At 61.6% G+C, this 15,351-nt stretch carries 15 protein-coding genes and 1 riboswitch; of the genes, 5 read left to right on the top strand and 10 right to left on the bottom strand.

The genetic code is table 11. From position 1 onward, the window contains the following. Positions 1-45 precede the first annotated feature (45 nt). The 6 genes from hslV to KO538_RS12480 form a co-directional block, all read right to left on the bottom strand. Positions 46-582 (bottom strand): ATP-dependent protease subunit HslV, encoded by a 537-nt coding sequence (hslV, locus tag KO538_RS12505; protein WP_034753065.1) that lies wholly within the window; start codon positions 580-582, stop codon positions 46-48. A 224-nt stretch (positions 583-806) separates the two neighbouring features. Next, entirely contained in the window at positions 807-1,259 is a 453-nt protein-coding gene (dksA, locus tag KO538_RS12500) for an RNA polymerase-binding protein DksA (RefSeq protein WP_034753066.1), read from the bottom strand. A gap of 481 nt (positions 1,260-1,740) precedes the next feature. After that, the gene (locus tag KO538_RS12495; RefSeq protein ID WP_070304593.1) at positions 1,741-2,847 is read right to left on the bottom strand and encodes a GTP-binding protein; all 1,107 of its coding nucleotides are present in this window, start codon (positions 2,845-2,847) and stop codon (positions 1,741-1,743) included. A 138-nt stretch (positions 2,848-2,985) separates the two neighbouring features. Beyond that, complete coding sequence (locus KO538_RS12490; protein ID WP_219328491.1) at positions 2,986-3,933, bottom strand: tyrosine recombinase XerC; 948 nt, start codon at positions 3,931-3,933, stop codon at positions 2,986-2,988. Positions 3,934-3,940: 7 nt separating this feature from the next. Then, positions 3,941-4,618 carry a DUF484 family protein gene (locus KO538_RS12485; protein ID WP_035823876.1) on the bottom strand — a complete coding sequence of 226 codons (678 nt, stop codon included), beginning with the start codon at positions 4,616-4,618 and terminating at the stop codon, positions 3,941-3,943. A 178-nt stretch (positions 4,619-4,796) separates the two neighbouring features. Continuing rightward, on the bottom strand, positions 4,797-5,867 hold the full coding sequence (locus KO538_RS12480; protein ID WP_034753069.1) for a porin: 1,071 nt from the start codon (positions 5,865-5,867) through the stop codon (positions 4,797-4,799). 415 nt (positions 5,868-6,282) lie between these two features. Here KO538_RS12480 and KO538_RS12475 point away from each other — a divergent pair, with 415 nt between their 5' ends. Further along, positions 6,283-7,785, top strand: a complete 1,503-nt coding sequence (locus KO538_RS12475; protein WP_219328490.1) for an SEL1-like repeat protein — start codon at positions 6,283-6,285, stop codon at positions 7,783-7,785. An 11-nt stretch (positions 7,786-7,796) separates the two neighbouring features. On the opposite strand, the gene dapF is transcribed toward KO538_RS12475, so the two are convergent. From dapF to KO538_RS12460, 3 genes are read right to left on the bottom strand one after another with little or no spacing between them, the layout of a single operon-like run. After that, positions 7,797-8,660: a diaminopimelate epimerase gene (gene dapF / locus KO538_RS12470; RefSeq protein ID WP_219328489.1), complete on the bottom strand. Its 864-nt coding sequence runs from the start codon at positions 8,658-8,660 to the stop codon at positions 7,797-7,799. An 11-nt stretch (positions 8,661-8,671) separates the two neighbouring features. Further along, positions 8,672-9,547: a lipid A biosynthesis acyltransferase gene (locus KO538_RS12465; RefSeq protein ID WP_034753075.1), complete on the bottom strand. Its 876-nt coding sequence runs from the start codon at positions 9,545-9,547 to the stop codon at positions 8,672-8,674. After that, on the bottom strand, positions 9,544-10,413 hold the full coding sequence (locus KO538_RS12460) for a lysophospholipid acyltransferase family protein (RefSeq protein WP_070304528.1): 870 nt from the start codon (positions 10,411-10,413) through the stop codon (positions 9,544-9,546). The genes KO538_RS12465 and KO538_RS12460 overlap by 4 nt, the downstream gene beginning before the upstream one ends. Positions 10,414-10,601: 188 nt before the next feature. On the opposite strand from KO538_RS12460, the gene metK reads away from it, so the two are divergent. The 4 genes from metK (at position 10,602) to metF (ending at position 14,771) form a co-directional block, all read left to right on the top strand. Beyond that, complete coding sequence (gene metK, locus KO538_RS12455) at positions 10,602-11,768, top strand: methionine adenosyltransferase (RefSeq protein WP_034783537.1); 1,167 nt, start codon at positions 10,602-10,604, stop codon at positions 11,766-11,768. A 123-nt stretch (positions 11,769-11,891) separates the two neighbouring features. After that, positions 11,892-11,960: riboswitch (S-adenosyl-L-homocysteine riboswitch) on the top strand. Positions 11,961-11,984: 24 nt separating this feature from the next. Further along, positions 11,985-13,409: an adenosylhomocysteinase gene (gene ahcY, locus KO538_RS12450; protein WP_070304529.1), complete on the top strand. Its 1,425-nt coding sequence runs from the start codon at positions 11,985-11,987 to the stop codon at positions 13,407-13,409. Positions 13,410-13,597: 188 nt separating this feature from the next. Then, positions 13,598-13,954, top strand: coding sequence for a phage holin family protein (locus KO538_RS12445; RefSeq protein ID WP_034753082.1), 357 nt, complete (start codon positions 13,598-13,600; stop codon positions 13,952-13,954). After that, on the top strand, positions 13,941-14,771 hold the full coding sequence (metF, locus tag KO538_RS12440) for a methylenetetrahydrofolate reductase [NAD(P)H] (RefSeq protein ID WP_034753084.1): 831 nt from the start codon (positions 13,941-13,943) through the stop codon (positions 14,769-14,771). Before KO538_RS12445 ends, metF begins: the two co-directional genes overlap by 14 nt. Positions 14,772-14,785: 14 nt before the next feature. Here metF and KO538_RS12435 read toward each other — a convergent pair whose 3' ends face one another. After that, complete coding sequence (locus KO538_RS12435; RefSeq protein ID WP_257620327.1) at positions 14,786-15,313, bottom strand: 5-formyltetrahydrofolate cyclo-ligase; 528 nt, start codon at positions 15,311-15,313, stop codon at positions 14,786-14,788. Positions 15,314-15,351 lie beyond the last annotated feature (38 nt).

Genomic DNA, 15,351 nt, shown 5'->3' with positions numbered 1-15,351 from the left:
CGCCCAGGCCATGCAACGCAGCCATGGGCGTTTTCTCGGGGACTCTTAGTCTAGGGTTTCGATGATGTGGGACATGTTGGTGTAGATGCACAGCTCGGCGGCGATGGTCAGCGATTTCTTGACCACGTCGGCCGGCGACAAGTCCGTGTTTTCCTGCAGCGCCTTGGCGGCGGACTGGGCGTAGGTGCCGCCCGAGCCGATGGCGCCGATGCCGTCTTCCGGTTCCAGCACGTCGCCATTGCCCGTGATGACCAGGGTCGATTCGCTGTCGGCTACCAGCAGCATCGCTTCCAGGCGGCGCAGCACGCGGTCGGTGCGCCAGTCCTTTGCCAGTTCGACGGAGGCGCGCAGCAGATTGCCCTGGTGTTTTTCCAGCTTGCCTTCAAAACGGTCGAGCAAGGTAAAAGCGTCGGCGGTGCCGCCGGCAAAGCCGACCAGGACTTTGCCCTGATACAACTTACGCACTTTGCGGGCCGTGCCTTTCATGACGATGTTGCCGAGCGTTACCTGGCCGTCGCCGCCCAGGGCGACTTGCTTGCCGCGCCGGACGCAGAGGATGGTGGTGCCGTGAAATTGTTCCATAGTGACCTCAAAAGATTCGTGCCGATGCGTGCAAGGCCATGCGATTGCGCGCCCATGCTTCAAAAGTGGGGATGGAAAAGGCAATTGCAAGCGGCACTTGCCGCTGCCGTGCTTGCTTCAGTGTAGTCGGCGCGGAACGAAAAAAAAGCACGCAACCGGGGTTGTGTGCTTTTTCTATCGCCATCACGGGGCCGCCAGGGCGGCCGCGCAAGGGGAGGGGGCGATCAGTCGCCGTAGAGTTTTTGCTTCAGTTCGCGCCGTTGCTGGGCTTCCAGCGACAGGGTGGCGGTCGGACGGGCGATCAGGCGCGGGATGCCGATAGGCTCGCCCGTTTCTTCGCACCAGCCATAGTCGCCGGCGTCGATGCTGGCGATCGATTGCTGTACTTTCTTCAGCAATTTGCGCTCGCGGTCGCGCGTGCGCAGTTCCAGCGCATGCTCTTCCTCGATCGTAGCGCGGTCGGCAGGGTCCGGTACGAGCACGGTTTCACGCAAGTGTTCCGTGGTTTCGCCGGCGTTTTTCAGCAGGTCTTTTTCGAGCTGCTGCAGGCGCGCCTTGAAGAATGCCAGTTGTGCCGGATTCATGTAGTCATCTTCGCTCATGGCGCGAATTTGATCTTCGCTGATGAGAGGGATGTCTTGGTTGGCGGCCGGGGTCGATTTATTAGTTTTGGTCATAACTTCGCTTACCTTCGATACGACAGAGTTTTCAAATTGATCAGTTGATGCGGCGATACCGAGCAACTGTACAGGTTCCGCTTGGCATTGCTGTCCCGCTGTACTGCGTGCGACCTTGGCTTGCCGGCGTAAGCCAGGATTACCGGCCGGCTAAGGTGCCATGTTGATAACTTTTTACCGCTCTATGCCAGTCGCGCTATGCGCGCGTCAACAGGCGTGTTGGGTGGATCGGTTGCATGCCTGGCATGCGGCCAGCGGCAGTTTGCCAGCATTTCATGACAGGCTAACGACATGGGCCGTTTTCGTCGCTGATTTTGGCACGCTTTGCTTTATATTGCCATCCCGATTTGTTGACTAGCCGATCAGAGACGGCTACTTGTTGGTTTATACCAGCAAGATGGGTGTCGGACAGCGGGAAAGCGTGCTTAACTTTCCCTTTTGTTTCTGCTTTGCAACGGGTACTTTGCAAAACCCGGCTAGTTTATACCAAACATTGTTCGAGTCCGCGAATAAAAATGTCTTTTGGTAGATTTTTGCCAATAAACACCATTTTGCTGCCACGCACTTCGTTGTCGCCCCATTTGGCGCCCAGGTCGCTGCCCATCAACTGGTGCACGCCCTGGAAGACCACCTTGCGCTCGGCGCCCTGCATCAGCAGTACGCCCTTGTAGCGCAGCATGCGCGGGCCATACACTTGCACCAGGCCGCCGAGGAACTCGTCGAGCTTGGCGCTGTCGAACGGTTGCGTGCTCTTGAAAACAAAGGCGGCGATATCGTCGCTGTGCTGCGCGTGGTGGTGGTCGGCATGGCCGCAATCGGTGGCGCAGGCTTCGGTGTGCTCATGTGCGTGCTCATGCTTGTGCTCATGGCCATGTTCATGTGCGTGATCGTGGTCGTGCGCATGGTCATGATCGTGCACGTGCGCCGTTTCCGTGGCGAGGAAATCCGGGTCCAGTTCCAGCTTTTCATTCAGGTTGAAGCCGCGGATGTCGAGTACTTCGGCCAGTGGCGCACGGCCGAAATCGACCTTGGCGATCGGTGCGCGGGGATTGATGCGCTTCAGGCGGCGCGTCAGGGCGGCCACGTCGTCTTCACTGACGAGGTCGGTTTTCGACAGCAGCAGCTTGTCGGCAAAGCCCACTTGCCGCTGGGCTTCCTCGTATTCATCGAGTTGCTTCATTGCATGGCGGGCATCGACCACCGTGATGATGGCGTCGAGCATGTAGTGGCTGCCCACTTCCTCGTCGACAAAGAAGGTTTGCGCCACGGGACCGGGATTGGCCAGGCCCGTCGTTTCGATGACGACGCGGTCGAATGCCAGCAGGCCGGCGTCGCGCTTGCGCGCCAGTTCCGTCAAGCCCACGATCAGGTCGCCGCGCACGGTGCAGCAGATGCAGCCGTTGTTCATCTCGATGATGTGTTCGTTGCTATCCTGCACCAGGATTTCATTGTCGATGTTTTCCTGGCCAAACTCGTTTTCGATCACGGCGATGCGCATGCCATGGTCTTCCTGCAGTATGCGGTTGAGCAAGGTGGTTTTGCCTGCGCCCAGGAAGCCGGTGAGGATGGTGGTTGGAATCAGTGCCATGAAGATGCCTATGCTGTAATCGGTGGTGCCGCCGCGCAAGCGGAAGAATGCGGACGATTATGCCGGAATTTTGCAAAAGCTTGCAAATGCGCGCCGATCCGCTTGATATGGATCAGGCTGGCCAACGGGCGCGGCTGCCTACTTGACCTTGGCGCGCGGGTGCGCCTGGTCGTACACGTGCGCCAGGTGCTGGAAATCGAGGGCCGTGTAGACCTGGGTCGAGGTGATGCTGGAATGGCCCAGCATTTCCTGCACGGCGCGCAAGTCGCCCGACGATTGCAGCACGTGCGAAGCGAACGAGTGGCGCAGCACGTGCGGATGCACGTTCGCGGGAATGTCCGTGGCCAGCGCGTGCGCCTTCAGGCGCAACTGCAGCACGCGCGGCGAGATGCGCGTGGCGCGCGTGCTGAGAAACAGGGCGGCGCTGCCATCGGCCGCCGGCGGACGCACGGCCAGCCAGGCGGTCAGGGCCACGAGGGCTGCCTTGCCGACCGGCACCTTGCGCATCTTGTTGCCCTTGCCCGTGACGATGACTTCGAAGCTGGCCATGTCGAGCCAGCCCAGCGAGGCGTCGCGGCCGTTCTCGGCCTTGCAGTAATGGGTGTCCAGGCTGGTCAGTTCGGACACGCGCAAGCCGCTCGAATACAGCAGTTCGAACATGGCGCGGTTGCACAGCTGCTCCGGCTCGGCGGCGCCTTGCTGGTGTTGCGCGGGTGCCACGAGGCGCACGGCGTCGTCCACCGACAAGGCTTTGGGTAAGGTTTTGGCCCGCTTGGGGGCGCGGATGCCGTCGACGGGATTGGCGTCGAGCTGGGTCTCGCCGCTGAGCCAGTTGAAAAAGCCCCGCCACGACGACAGCTTGCGCGCGATTGAGCGCGGATCGAGGCCGCCAGCGTGCAGCTTGGCCGTGTAGCGGCGTACTTCGTTGTGCGCGAGCGCCGTCCACGGCGTATCGCCGCTCAGTTCCAGCAAGGCGCGCAAGTCGCGCCCGTAGGCGTCCAAGGTATGGGGCGACAGCTTGCGCTGCGTGGCCAGCTGCGCCAGGTAGGCGTCAAGCCACTCGGCCTTGCCGCGCGCCGCATTCATGGCGTATTCAGGCAGGCGAGCCGGCGCGCAGCGCGGCCAGGGCGGCGCTGGCCGTGGCGCCGATATGCACGAGGAAGTCCGTGCCCATGCTTGACGTAAAGCGTTCGCTGTCGGGCGAACCGAGCACCAGCAAGCCGAAGGTGCCCGTGGTGTTCGGGGCGCGCAGGGCGATCATGACGGTCGATTCGATCTTGTCAGCTTGCAACCAGTGCACGGCTTCGAAATCGCGGTTGCTGCCGCAGTACGGCGTTTGCAGGCTGTTGGCGAACATGCGCACGTCGGCCGTCACGTCTTCCGTGAACCAGCCGTCGGCGTGTTCCGGCAGCACTTGCCACAGGCGCAGGCTGACGTAGGGCACGTCGAAATTGCTTTGCAAGGCATCGACCAGCACGCGCGGCATGTCCGCATCGTTGCGCACTTGCAGCATGGCCTGGTTCCAGCCGTGGAACTTGCTGGCGATATCGCCATTTTCCTCGGCCACGCGGCTCAGCTTGGACATGCGCAGCTCGAGCGCCTTGTACTTGTCGCGCATCACTTCCATCTGCCGCTCCTGCAGCGAGATGGTGCGTCCCGTCAGCGGGCTGCTCAGCTTGACCTCACCGAGCAGGGCGGTATGCTCTTCGAAGAAATTCGGATGCTCGCTCAGGTACTGGGCGACGGTGCTGGAATCGAGTGTGGCGGTCATTGAGAATATCTGTCAGTGAAAGTTGAACGCTTCATTCTAACCGAGAGTGCGGCGGCATAGGCGCAAAGGGCGCGGCGCCCGTGCATTTTCCGCACGCCCATAAAAAAAGCGGCATGGTTGCCCATGCCGCCTTGTCTTCCTGGTCAGCTGTCACCCGCGGAGGGTGACAGGCGGGCCATTAGAAGTTGTGGTGTACGCCGACGCCGATGTAGTTGGTCGTGCTCGAAACGTTGTAGTTGGTCGTGCTGGCAGCTTTCTTGTTCGAAATATCTGCGTACACATAGGTACGTTTCGACAGATTGTAGTCATAGCCCAGCGATGCTTGCTTGGTTTTGACTACGCCATCCGGCGTTTTTTGACCGTAGCCAGCGCGGATCTTGCCTGGGCCGACGTCGTAGTTGGCGCCCAGCACCCACGATTTGGTGCCGGTATTGACGATCTTGAATTCTTCATCGTTCTGGTGCTGGATCGACAGCATGACTTTCAGCTCAGGAATCGGATTGACCGACGCACCGACCGACCACAGCTTGGCTTGCAGGCCATTGCGCTCGTAGGCGGCCATGGCGGCAAAGCCTGGCGAGGAGTACGTCACGGATACCGAGTATGGATTCGATGCCGGCGCCACATTGCCTGGCACGAAGTAGTTACCGGAGGCATTCGTCGTCAGGTTGCGCACGGACGCTGCAACGGCGGCGTTGTTGTTCGCTTCCTTGGCGGCCACGGTGGCGTTGAACTGGAAGCCGCTGATGACTGGCGAGTTGTAGAACACGGCATTCGAGAAGCGGTTACGCGAGTTGCCAGCTGGGCTCAGCGGATCGCTGGTGTAGCCGGCGACGGTCAGGTCGGTCTGGAAACCGGCTGGCGTAGGCATGCCCGACCATGGTTCGAAACCGGTGCTCGTTTCCTGGAACGCGGTCAGGCCACGGCCCAGACGTACGGTACCGAAGTCGCCTTGCAGGCCGACGCGGCTTTGACCCTGGAACAGCGGACGGGCGCCATTGCTTTCCAGCGTGCCGGTGTCGGATTCATAGCGAATTTCCAGTTGGAAAATAGCTTTCAAGCCATTGCCCAGATCTTCCGTGCCCTTGAAACCCAGTTTGTTGTTGTCGCGCTTGGTGACGGCGGTGGTCGAACCAGTCGCTTTGCCCAGGCCTGCATCGATCGTGCCGTAGATTTGGACGGACGACTGCGCTTGTGCGGTTGCGGCAAAGGCGCCGAAGAGTGCGAGGGCAACGAGTGATTTTTTCATGTCTTATTCCCTATTAAAAGTGAGTTCCGTCCGAGATCCGAGCAGATTGAAATGCGCTAACTGTCGCGTTTCGATGAATGAACCTTAATTCGTCGGCGCGCAAGACGTGCGGGATTGGTCAAATATGCGTGAAAAGATTGGTGAAAAGCGGCATAACTGCATACCCCTGTTGTATTTTTGTAACGCGCGGTTTCTGCCAGTCCTGCGCCGATGGCCGGCGTTTTCCCATCGCCACCGTCGCGGCGCCGTGTCATCTTGGCATGTTGGGAACAGGACATTGTTGCGTTGAATCAAGTTCTTGAGGCCGCTTTGGCGGATTTACGACACAAGGACGTTACACTAAGGGATGGCCTGCAAGGATGGGTCTGGAGATGGCTCACTATTATTAGAATCATTGACTCAATATCGAGAATCGATGGCAAATCGCGAAACATTAGGATTGATCAAGGGCGCACGTGCTGGCGATGTGGCTTGCCAGCTGGCGTTGGGACGGGTGTACCTGTTTGGGCAGGGAGTGCCGCAAAGCTTGCCGACCGCCTTGCACTGGCTGGCGCGGGCGGCCCAGGAAGATAGCCAGGAAGCCTGCTTGCTGATCGGCACGCACGTGCCTTTCGAAGTGGCGCAACCCGCAGCCAAGGCGCTGATCCCGTATTACGCGCAAGCGTTCGATGCGGGTCTGGTACAGGCGGGCCTGGTGCTGGCGCAACTGGTGCTGGGCAACGCCGCCAGCAGCAGTGAAGCCTTGCGCGCCAAGGCACGCGTGGCGCTGGACGCCGCCGTACGCGCCGGCTTGCCCGATGCGCAATGGTTGTTGTCCCTGCAAGAAAGATCATCGGCGGCGCCCGGACAGGACGCCAGCGCCGCTGGCGAGCAAGCCATCGATGGCGACGCGCCGCTGCACGCCTGGCTGGAGCAGGCGTGGAGCCAGGGCAACCATGCGGGCTTCCTGTCACAAGGCTTGCCGCTGGCGCGCGAGCTGCTGCAGCGCCAGGCGGCGGCCGGTACGCGCACGATCGCCCTCGACGCGCAGCAGGTGTTGTTGCTGTCGCGTTGCGCCCAGGCATTGGCGCCTGGCGGCGATGCCGAGGGCTGGCAGTGCTGCGAGCTGGCCGCGCATGGCGGCGACCGCACGGCGCAGCTGGAACTGGGGCTCGGCTATGCGCGCATGGATGCGCATGGCCGGCGCCTGGCCACGCGCAATGGCGCGGCCAATTTCAAGCGTGCCGTGCGCTGGCTGACGCAGGCGGGCGAGCAGGGACTGGCCGAAGCCTGGTTCGTGCTGTCGCGCATCTATACGAAACCGGAATTTTCCCAGCGCAATGTGGTCGAAGCCCATTTCTGCCTGGAGCGTGCTGCCGACCTGGGGCATGGCCCGGCGCAGCTCGAATGCGGCATGCATGCGTGGCGTAACCGCCGCGACGGTGTCAACAATGATGTACGTGCCGCGTATTGGCTGCTGCAGGCGCAGGCGCAAGGCAGCAGTGAAGCGGAAGCGGCGCTGGCGAAAATCGCGCCGCAAGGCGAGCCCGGCGACTGGGGCCAGTGCGCCGCCATGCACGCCGATGAACATTTGCGCCAGCTGGGCCAGAGCCACCCCCTGCTGGCGGCGCGCCTGGCGCTGGCACGCTGCTTTCATCTGTCGCGTGCCGAGGCGCTGTTGCTCGATATCCATGCGGCCGACCAGGGGCATTGCCTGTTGATCGATATCAGTGCCACGCATGGGCGCGGCAAGCGGCGCCTCGTGCTGATCCGCACGGCGCAGGAACGCCAGTTGCTCGATCAGGTGGTACGGCTGTTCGAGCGCGTCGATTGTAGCGTGGCGGGGCCGGAAGGCAATTACCGGCAGCGTCTGTACCGCCTGAAGTGCTACCTGGCCGAGCTCGATGCCACGCAGGAACAGCAGTTCCTGGCGGCATGATGCAGCGTTGATTACAGCTCGATCGTGCCTTCGAACACGGTTACGGCCGGGCCCGTCATCAGGACGGGATGGCCGGGGCCTTGCCAGGCGATCGACAGTTCGCCGCCGCGCGCGCTGATGCGCACGGGGGAATCGAGCAAGCCGCGGCGGATGCCGGCCACGGCGGCCGCGCAGGCGCCCGTGCCGCACGCCAGTGTTTCACCGGCGCCCCGCTCAAACACGCGCAGTTTCACGTGCTGGCGGTTGACGACCTGCATGTAGCCGGCGTTGACCCTGCGGGGAAAGCGCGGATGGTGCTCGATGCGCGGCCCTGTCACTTCCAGGTCTTGGGCGTCGACATCGTCGACCACTTGCACGGCATGCGGGTTGCCCATCGAGACGACGGACACCAGCACAGGAGAGGTTTGGCCCGGCAAAGCCAGGTCCAGCGGCCACAGCAGATCGGCGCCTTCGGCCACGCCCGTCAAGCCAGCCGCATCGAACGGCACCAGCGCCGGTTCGAGCACGGGCGCGCCCATGTCGACCGTGATGCTGCCGTCGAGTTCCAGGCGCGGCGCGATGACGCCGGCCATGGTTTCCACGCGGATGCTGGCCTTGTTCGATAACCCTTTTTCGCTGACGAACTTGACGAAGGCGCGCGCGCCGTTGCCGCATTGCTCGACTTCGCCGCCATCGTTGTTATAGATGCGGTAGCGGAAGTCGCAGCCGGGCAGGCGCGGCTTTTCCACGACGAGAATCTGGTCGGCGCCGATGCCGAAACGGCGGTCGGCCAAACGCTGCCACTGGGCCGGCGTGAAATCGATATCCTGGTTGATGGCGTCGATGACGATGAAGTCATTGCCGGCGCCATGCATCTTGGTAAAGTGGAGTTTCATGGTCTGCCGTATCACTTGTGCTGGTTATAGAACGACGCTTCGCCTTCCGGACGCGTCTTGAAGCGTTTATGCGTCCAGAAATACTCGGCCGGCGCTTCGCGCACGCGCTCCTCGATGAATTCGTTCATGCGGCGCGTGGCGGCCGTGATGTCATCGCCCGGATAGTCGTCCCAGGCCGGATAGTAGGTCACTTGCCAGCCCTGGTAGTTGGGCAGGAAGGTGGCGATGACGGGAATCACCTGCGCCTTGGCGGCCAGCGCCAGACGCGCCGTGGCCGTCAGGGTGGCGGCGGGCACGCCGAAGAAGGGCACGAATTCCGCATCCTTTTCGCCGAAATCCATGTCCGGCAGCATGAAATACGGCAAGCCGTCGCGCAGCGCGCGCAAAATCGTCTTGATGCCGTCCTGGCGCGTAAACAGCTTGGGCGGCTTGAAGCGCGAGCGGCCGTTGCGCAAGGCCTGGTCGAAGGCGGCGTTCTTTTGCTGCACATACATCGACGAGGCGGAAATTTCCATGGCCGTGGCGGCGCCGGCCACGTCGAGGCAGACGAAGTGCGGACACAGCAAAATCGTGGGCTTGGCCGCAATCTGCTGGCCCGGGAAGGCGGGCACCTTCTTGATCAGACGGTTCAGGCGCGCTTCCGACGACCACCACAGGATGCTGCGTTCCCACACGCTGCGCGAATAGGCCTGGAAATGCTGGCGCGCCAGCGCCACGCGCTGTTGTTCCGTCAATTCCGGCATGCACAGGCGCAGATTCGTCAGGGCGATCTTGCGCCGCGTGGGCATGGCGATGAACAGCACGCTGCCGACGGCCACGCCGAAGCGGCCGAGAATGGGTAAAGGCAGCCAGTGCAGCAGCCACATGAAGGCGATCAGCAATCTCATGCCTGCTCCCCGGCGGCATCGGACGTGGCCGGCGTGGGCGGCGGTGCGCCGCGCGGCACTTTATAGCGGTTGTAGCTCCACAGGTATTGCGCCGGGCTGCGCGCGATCAATTGCTCCATGGCCGCATTGATGGTGCGCGCCTGCTCGGCCGAGGTGCTGTCGAGCGATTCGGTGAACGGCACGAAATGCACGACATAACCGCGCCCGCCCGGCAGGCGTTCCGCGTAGGTGATGATGACTTCGGCGCCGCCCATCTGTGCCAGCTTGGCCGGCAGGGTCATGGTGTAGGCGGGACGACCGAAGAAGTCGGCCCACACGCCTTCGCCCTCCTGCGGCACCTGGTCGGGCAGCAGGCCGATCGGTTGCCCCTTTTTCAGGCATTTGGCAAAGATGCGCACACCCGACATATTGGCCGGCGCCAGCATCAGGTTTTCGCGCGCGCGGGCCCCTTCGATCAGCGGTTTCAGGGCGGCGCGCTTGGGCGGGCGGTACATCACGGTGAGCGGCGTGCGCAGCGCGATTTGCTGGGCGACGATTTCAAAGCAGCCCAGGTGCGGTGTCAGGAAGACAATGCCGCGGCCATGCTGCAGCGCTTTTTCCACCAGTTCCCAGTTTTCCACCGTTGCATGGCGCGCCACGCGCTCGGCCGGCGCGCACCAGATGAACGGTAATTCCAGCACGCTCTTGCCCGCTTCGGCCACGGCCGTGTGCAAGTGTTGCGAAAACCCCGCACCCTGCATGTTCTCGCGCATGCGGCGGCGGTAGGACGGCGAAATGGCGTAAATCACCCAGCCGAGCGCAGCGCCCAGGCCATGCAGGACGGGCAGGGGAAAGACGGACAAGAAGCGAAAAATTGGGACTAACATGTATAAGCGGTTTCCAGGAATGGCGTGTTGCTGTGCCAAAATTTTTTAAGAAGCGTAAAATACCACGTATGCAGTAACCGCTGAGTTAATAGACAACTTGCGAAGCGGAATATAAATATCGCTAAAGCGTCGCAGGCAAAATCCTCTTTACTGCGACAGAACATTCACATAGTAAACAGGAGCTTGCAATGTCAAACGACTATCTCTTCACTTCCGAATCCGTTTCGGAAGGCCATCCCGACAAGGTTGCCGATCAAATTTCCGACGCCATCCTTGACGCCATCCTGACCCAGGATCCAGCCGCCCGCGTGGCTGCCGAAACCCTGTGCAACACGGGCCTGGTGGTGCTGGCTGGCGAGATTACCACGCACGCCAATGTTGATTATATTCAAGTTGCGCGCGAAACCATCAAACGCATCGGCTACGACAACACGGAATACGGCATCGACTACAAAGGTTGCGCCGTGCTGGTGGCCTATGACAAGCAGTCGCCGGACATCGCGCAAGGCGTCGATGAAGGTGCAGGCATTGACCTGGATCAAGGCGCTGGCGATCAGGGCTTGATGTTCGGCTACGCCTGCGATGAAACGGCCGAGCTGATGCCCGCCGCCATCCACTATGCGCACCGCCTGGTCGAGCGCCAGTCGCAGCTGCGCAAGGATGGCCGTTTGCCATGGCTGCGTCCGGATGCGAAATCGCAAGTGACCCTGCGCTACGTCGATGGCCGCCCCGTCGGCGTGCACACGGTCGTGCTGTCGACCCAGCATGCGCCGGAAATCTCGCACAAGCAGATCGAAGAAGCCGTCATCGAAGAAATCATCAAGCCGATCCTGCCGCGCGAATGGCTGACGGAGACCAAATTCCTCGTCAACCCGACGGGCCGTTTCGTCATCGGCGGTCCGCAAGGCGATTGCGGCTTGACCGGCCGCAAGATCATCGTCGACACCTACGGCGGCGCAGCCCCGCACGGCGGCGGCGCGTTTTCGGGCAAGGACCCATCGAAAGTCGACCGTTCGGCAGCCTACGCGGCCCGCTACGTGGCGAAGAACATCGTTGCGGCCGGTCTGGCGCGCCAATGCCAGGTGCAGGTCAGCTACGCCATCGGCGTGGCCAAGCCGATCAACATCACCGTCTACACGGAAGGCACGGGCGTGATTCCCGACGCGGAAATCGCCAAGCTGGTGCTGGCGCACTTCGATTTGCGTCCAAAAGGCATCGTGCAAATGCTCGACCTGCTGCGCCCGATCTACCAGAAGAGCGCCGCCTACGGCCATTTCGGCCGCGAAGAGCCGGAATTCACGTGGGAGCGTACGGACAAGGTCGCCCTGCTGCGCGACGCCGCCGGCCTGAAGTAATCTAGTCAAAATTGCAAGAAAAGCGCCCCGGCCTTCTGGCCGCGGGCGCTTTTTTTATGTGTTGTTACATGGCAATGTATGGCGAACAAGCTGGCGTACCGGCCTTGACAATGTTAAAATCCCCCGTCCGAGGAGCGTTGCGACGAAGAAATTCGCCAGGCTCGGAATATCCTGCAACTGCGCTCACGTACCTTTTTCAACTGAAAGGAGGGCGTGATGAACGCCGTACTCAAATCGCAACACGACTACACCATCGCCGATATCACCTTGGCCGCATGGGGCGACAAAGAAATCAAGATTGCTGAAACGGAAATGCCTGGCCTGATGGCCATCCGCGAAGAATTCGCGGCAGCGCAGCCTCTGAAAGGCGCGCGCATCACCGGTTCCATCCACATGACCATCCAGACCGCCGTGCTGATCCAGACCCTGGAAGCACTGGGCGCGCAGGTGCGTTGGGCATCGTGCAACATTTACTCGACGCAAGATCACGCCGCCGCCGCTATCGCCGCCGCCGGCACGCCTGTGTTCGCCGTCAAGGGCGAGTCGCTCGACGACTACTGGGAATACACGCACCGCATCTTCGAATGGCCTAGTGTGGACGGCAAGGCGGTCTACTCGAACATGATCCTCGACGATGGCGGCGATGCCACCCTGCTGCTGCACCTGGGCGTGCGCGCGGAAACCGACCTGTCGGTGCTGGCCAACCCTGGTTCGGACGAAGAAATCTGCCTGTTCAACTCGATCAAGAAACACTTGCTGGCGGACCCGACCTGGTATTCGAAGCGTCTGCCGGAAATCCTCGGCGTGACGGAAGAAACGACGACCGGCGTGCACCGTCTGTATCAGATGCACAAGGAAGGCAAGCTGGCTTTCCCTGCGATCAACGTGAACGATTCCGTCACGAAATCGAAATTCGACAACCTGTATGGCTGCCGCGAATCCCTGGTCGACGGCATCAAGCGCGCCACCGACGTGATGATCGCCGGCAAAGTCGCCGTTATCGCCGGTTACGGTGATGTCGGCAAGGGTTCGGCCCAAGCCATGCGCGCCCTGTCGGCGCAAGTATGGGTGACGGAAGTCGATCCGATCTGCGCACTGCAGGCGGCGATGGAAGGCTACCGCGTCGTGACCATGGATTACGCCTGCGAACACGGCGACATCTTTGTCACCTGCACGGGCAACTATCACATCCTCACGCACGATCACCTGACGCGCATGAAAGACCAGGCCATCGTCTGCAACATTGGTCACTTCGACAATGAAATCGACGTCGCTTCGCTGAAGCAATACGAGTGGGAAAACATCAAGCCGCAAGTCGACCACATCATCTTCCCGTCGGGCCGCCGCATCATCCTGCTGGCCGAAGGCCGCCTGGTCAACCTCGGTTGCGGCACGGGCCACCCGTCGTACGTGATGAGCTCGTCGTTCGCCAACCAGACGATCGCTCAGATCGAACTGTACGCGAACACGGCCAACTATCCGGTCGGCGTGTACACCCTGCCAAAACACCTGGACGAAAAAGTCGCCCGCCTGCAACTCAAAAAGTTGAATGCGCAGCTGACGGAACTGACGCAAGAGCAAGCCGACTACATTGGCGTGCGCACGGAAGGTCCATACAAACCAGAGCACTACCGTTATTAAGATGGTTGCCTCATGAACCTACGGCGCGGCGCGGGGCGCGGCCGGCGATGCTCACTGTGCTAAAGCACAGCTGCGCTTCTCGGCCACGCCGCGCATCCGCTCGCTACGGTTCCTGAGGCAACAAGACTGATCGGTATATCTTTTGTGCCGGCTGTTGCCGGCCTGACTTTCTTTGACAGGCTAGAGAAATGCGCTTGCTACTGATTTGGTTTATCAATGCGGCAGCCCTGTTTGCCGTCCCTTATTTGATGCACTCGGTGACGATGAGCAGCGGCTGGACCGCGCTGCTGGCCGCTGCCGTGCTGGGGCTGGTCAATGCGCTGATCCGTCCTTTGCTGATCTTGCTGACCCTGCCTGTGACGTTCTTGTCGCTGGGCCTGTTCATTTTTATCATCAATGGCTTCATGTTCTGGCTGGTGGCGCAGGTGATCGATGGTTTCCATGTCGCCAGTTTCTGGTCGGCCGTGGGTGGTGCATTGCTGTACAGCGTCATTTCCTGGGCCCTGTCGACCTTACTTTTGAGTAATGACGATGGAAAAGCATAATTTCAGTATTGAGTTTTTCCCGCCGAAAACCCCGGAAGGGGCGGAAAAGCTGCGCGCCACGCGTGTCAAGTTGTCTGAATTGCACCCGAAGTATTTCTCGGTGACGTTTGGCGCTGGCGGCACCACGCAGCAGGGTACCCTGGACACCGTGCGCGAGATCCTGGCGGCCGGCGAACAGGCCGCACCGCATCTGTCGTGCGTCGGTGGTTCGCGCGAATCGATCCGCGCCGTACTGGCCGACTTCAAGGCGGCTGGCGTGAAGCGTATCGTCGCCTTGCGCGGCGATTTGCCCAGCGGCTATGGCGCTTCGGGCGAGTTCCGCTACGCCAACGAGCTGGTGGAATTCATCCGCGCCGAGACGGGCGACCATTTCCATATCGAAGTGGCCGCCTATCCGGAAGTGCACCCGCAAGCCCGTTCGCCGCAGGACGACTTGAACGCGTTCGCGCGCAAGGTGCAGGCTGGCGCGAATGCGGCCATCACCCAGTACTTCTATAATGCCGACGCGTATTTCCAGTTTGTCGAGCAGACGCAGAAGATGGGCATCAACGTGCCCATCGTGGCCGGCATCATGCCGATCACGAACTACACGCAGCTGATGCGCTTTTCGGACATGTGCGGTGCGGAAATTCCACGCTGGGTGCGTCTGAAACTGGCCAGCTTCGGCGACGACAGCGCGTCCATCAAGGCCTTTGGCCTGGACGTGGTGACGGGCTTGTGCGAGCGTTTGCTGGAAGGCGGCGCGCCAGGCTTGCATTTCTATAGCATGAACCAGGCGGCGCCCACTACGGCCTTGTGGCAGCGCCTGGTGAAATAAACCGTCCTGACTCGTCAGTACAGATCGCCCTCGGTTACGACGTAATCGAGGGCGATGTCGTATTCGCCGTTGGGAAAGCTGGCCGCCAGGCACGCATAGGCGATACCGAGCGTGCGTGGACGCGGCGTGGCCGCCAGGGTGCGGTCGTAATAGCCGCCGCCATAGCCGAGCCGGTACCGTTGCTCATTGAATCCCAGGCAGGGCACGAGCAGGGTGGCGGGCGCCGGGCGCAGGCGCAGCCGCGCAGGCACGGCCACGCCCATGCCATCCTTGACCATGGGCTCGCCCGGCGTCCAGGCGGAAAAGGCCAGCGGCGCATGTTTTTCCAGCACCACGGGCAGACTGAGCGCCACGCCGCGCGCGGCCAGCTGCGCATACGCGCCGTGCAAGTCCGGCTCGCCGTGCAGGGGCCAGTACACGCCCAGTTCCTTGACGTTTTCCTGTGCGCACCAGTCCAGCAGGCGCTGCGCGATGGCCGCATCCCACCCCGCGCGCGTGGCGTCGGGCAGGGCGCGCCGGGCCGCCAGCAAGGCTTTGCGCAAGCCGGCTTTTTCCTGTGGCGCAATGGGTGGCCGTGTAG

The organism is Janthinobacterium sp. NKUCC08_JDC (genome assembly GCF_019345575.1).
GTDB lineage: Bacteria > Pseudomonadota > Gammaproteobacteria > Burkholderiales > Burkholderiaceae_D > Janthinobacterium > Janthinobacterium aestuarii.
The sequence above is the reverse complement of the archived record's forward strand: the minus strand, read 5'-3'. Positions and strand labels throughout refer to the sequence as shown.

What these genes read in the sequence shown, in the direction of transcription:
- hslV (WP_034753065.1), bottom strand. Translation starts at nt 582, where the DNA reads ATGGAACAATTTCACGGCACCACCATCCTCTGCGTCCGGCGCGGCAAG.
- dksA (WP_034753066.1), bottom strand. Translation starts at nt 1,259, where the DNA reads ATGACCAAAACTAATAAATCGACCCCGGCCGCCAACCAAGACATCCCT.
- KO538_RS12495 (WP_070304593.1), bottom strand. Translation starts at nt 2,847, where the DNA reads ATGGCACTGATTCCAACCACCATCCTCACCGGCTTCCTGGGCGCAGGC.
- KO538_RS12490 (WP_219328491.1), bottom strand. Translation starts at nt 3,933, where the DNA reads ATGAATGCGGCGCGCGGCAAGGCCGAGTGGCTTGACGCCTACCTGGCG.
- KO538_RS12485 (WP_035823876.1), bottom strand. Translation starts at nt 4,618, where the DNA reads ATGACCGCCACACTCGATTCCAGCACCGTCGCCCAGTACCTGAGCGAG.
- KO538_RS12480 (WP_034753069.1), bottom strand. Translation starts at nt 5,867, where the DNA reads ATGAAAAAATCACTCGTTGCCCTCGCACTCTTCGGCGCCTTTGCCGCA.
- KO538_RS12475 (WP_219328490.1), top strand. Translation starts at nt 6,283, where the DNA reads ATGGCAAATCGCGAAACATTAGGATTGATCAAGGGCGCACGTGCTGGC.
- dapF (WP_219328489.1), bottom strand. Translation starts at nt 8,660, where the DNA reads ATGAAACTCCACTTTACCAAGATGCATGGCGCCGGCAATGACTTCATC.
- KO538_RS12465 (WP_034753075.1), bottom strand. Translation starts at nt 9,547, where the DNA reads ATGAGATTGCTGATCGCCTTCATGTGGCTGCTGCACTGGCTGCCTTTA.
- KO538_RS12460 (WP_070304528.1), bottom strand. Translation starts at nt 10,413, where the DNA reads ATGTTAGTCCCAATTTTTCGCTTCTTGTCCGTCTTTCCCCTGCCCGTC.
- metK (WP_034783537.1), top strand. Translation starts at nt 10,602, where the DNA reads ATGTCAAACGACTATCTCTTCACTTCCGAATCCGTTTCGGAAGGCCAT.
- ahcY (WP_070304529.1), top strand. Translation starts at nt 11,985, where the DNA reads ATGAACGCCGTACTCAAATCGCAACACGACTACACCATCGCCGATATC.
- KO538_RS12445 (WP_034753082.1), top strand. Translation starts at nt 13,598, where the DNA reads ATGCGCTTGCTACTGATTTGGTTTATCAATGCGGCAGCCCTGTTTGCC.
- metF (WP_034753084.1), top strand. Translation starts at nt 13,941, where the DNA reads ATGGAAAAGCATAATTTCAGTATTGAGTTTTTCCCGCCGAAAACCCCG.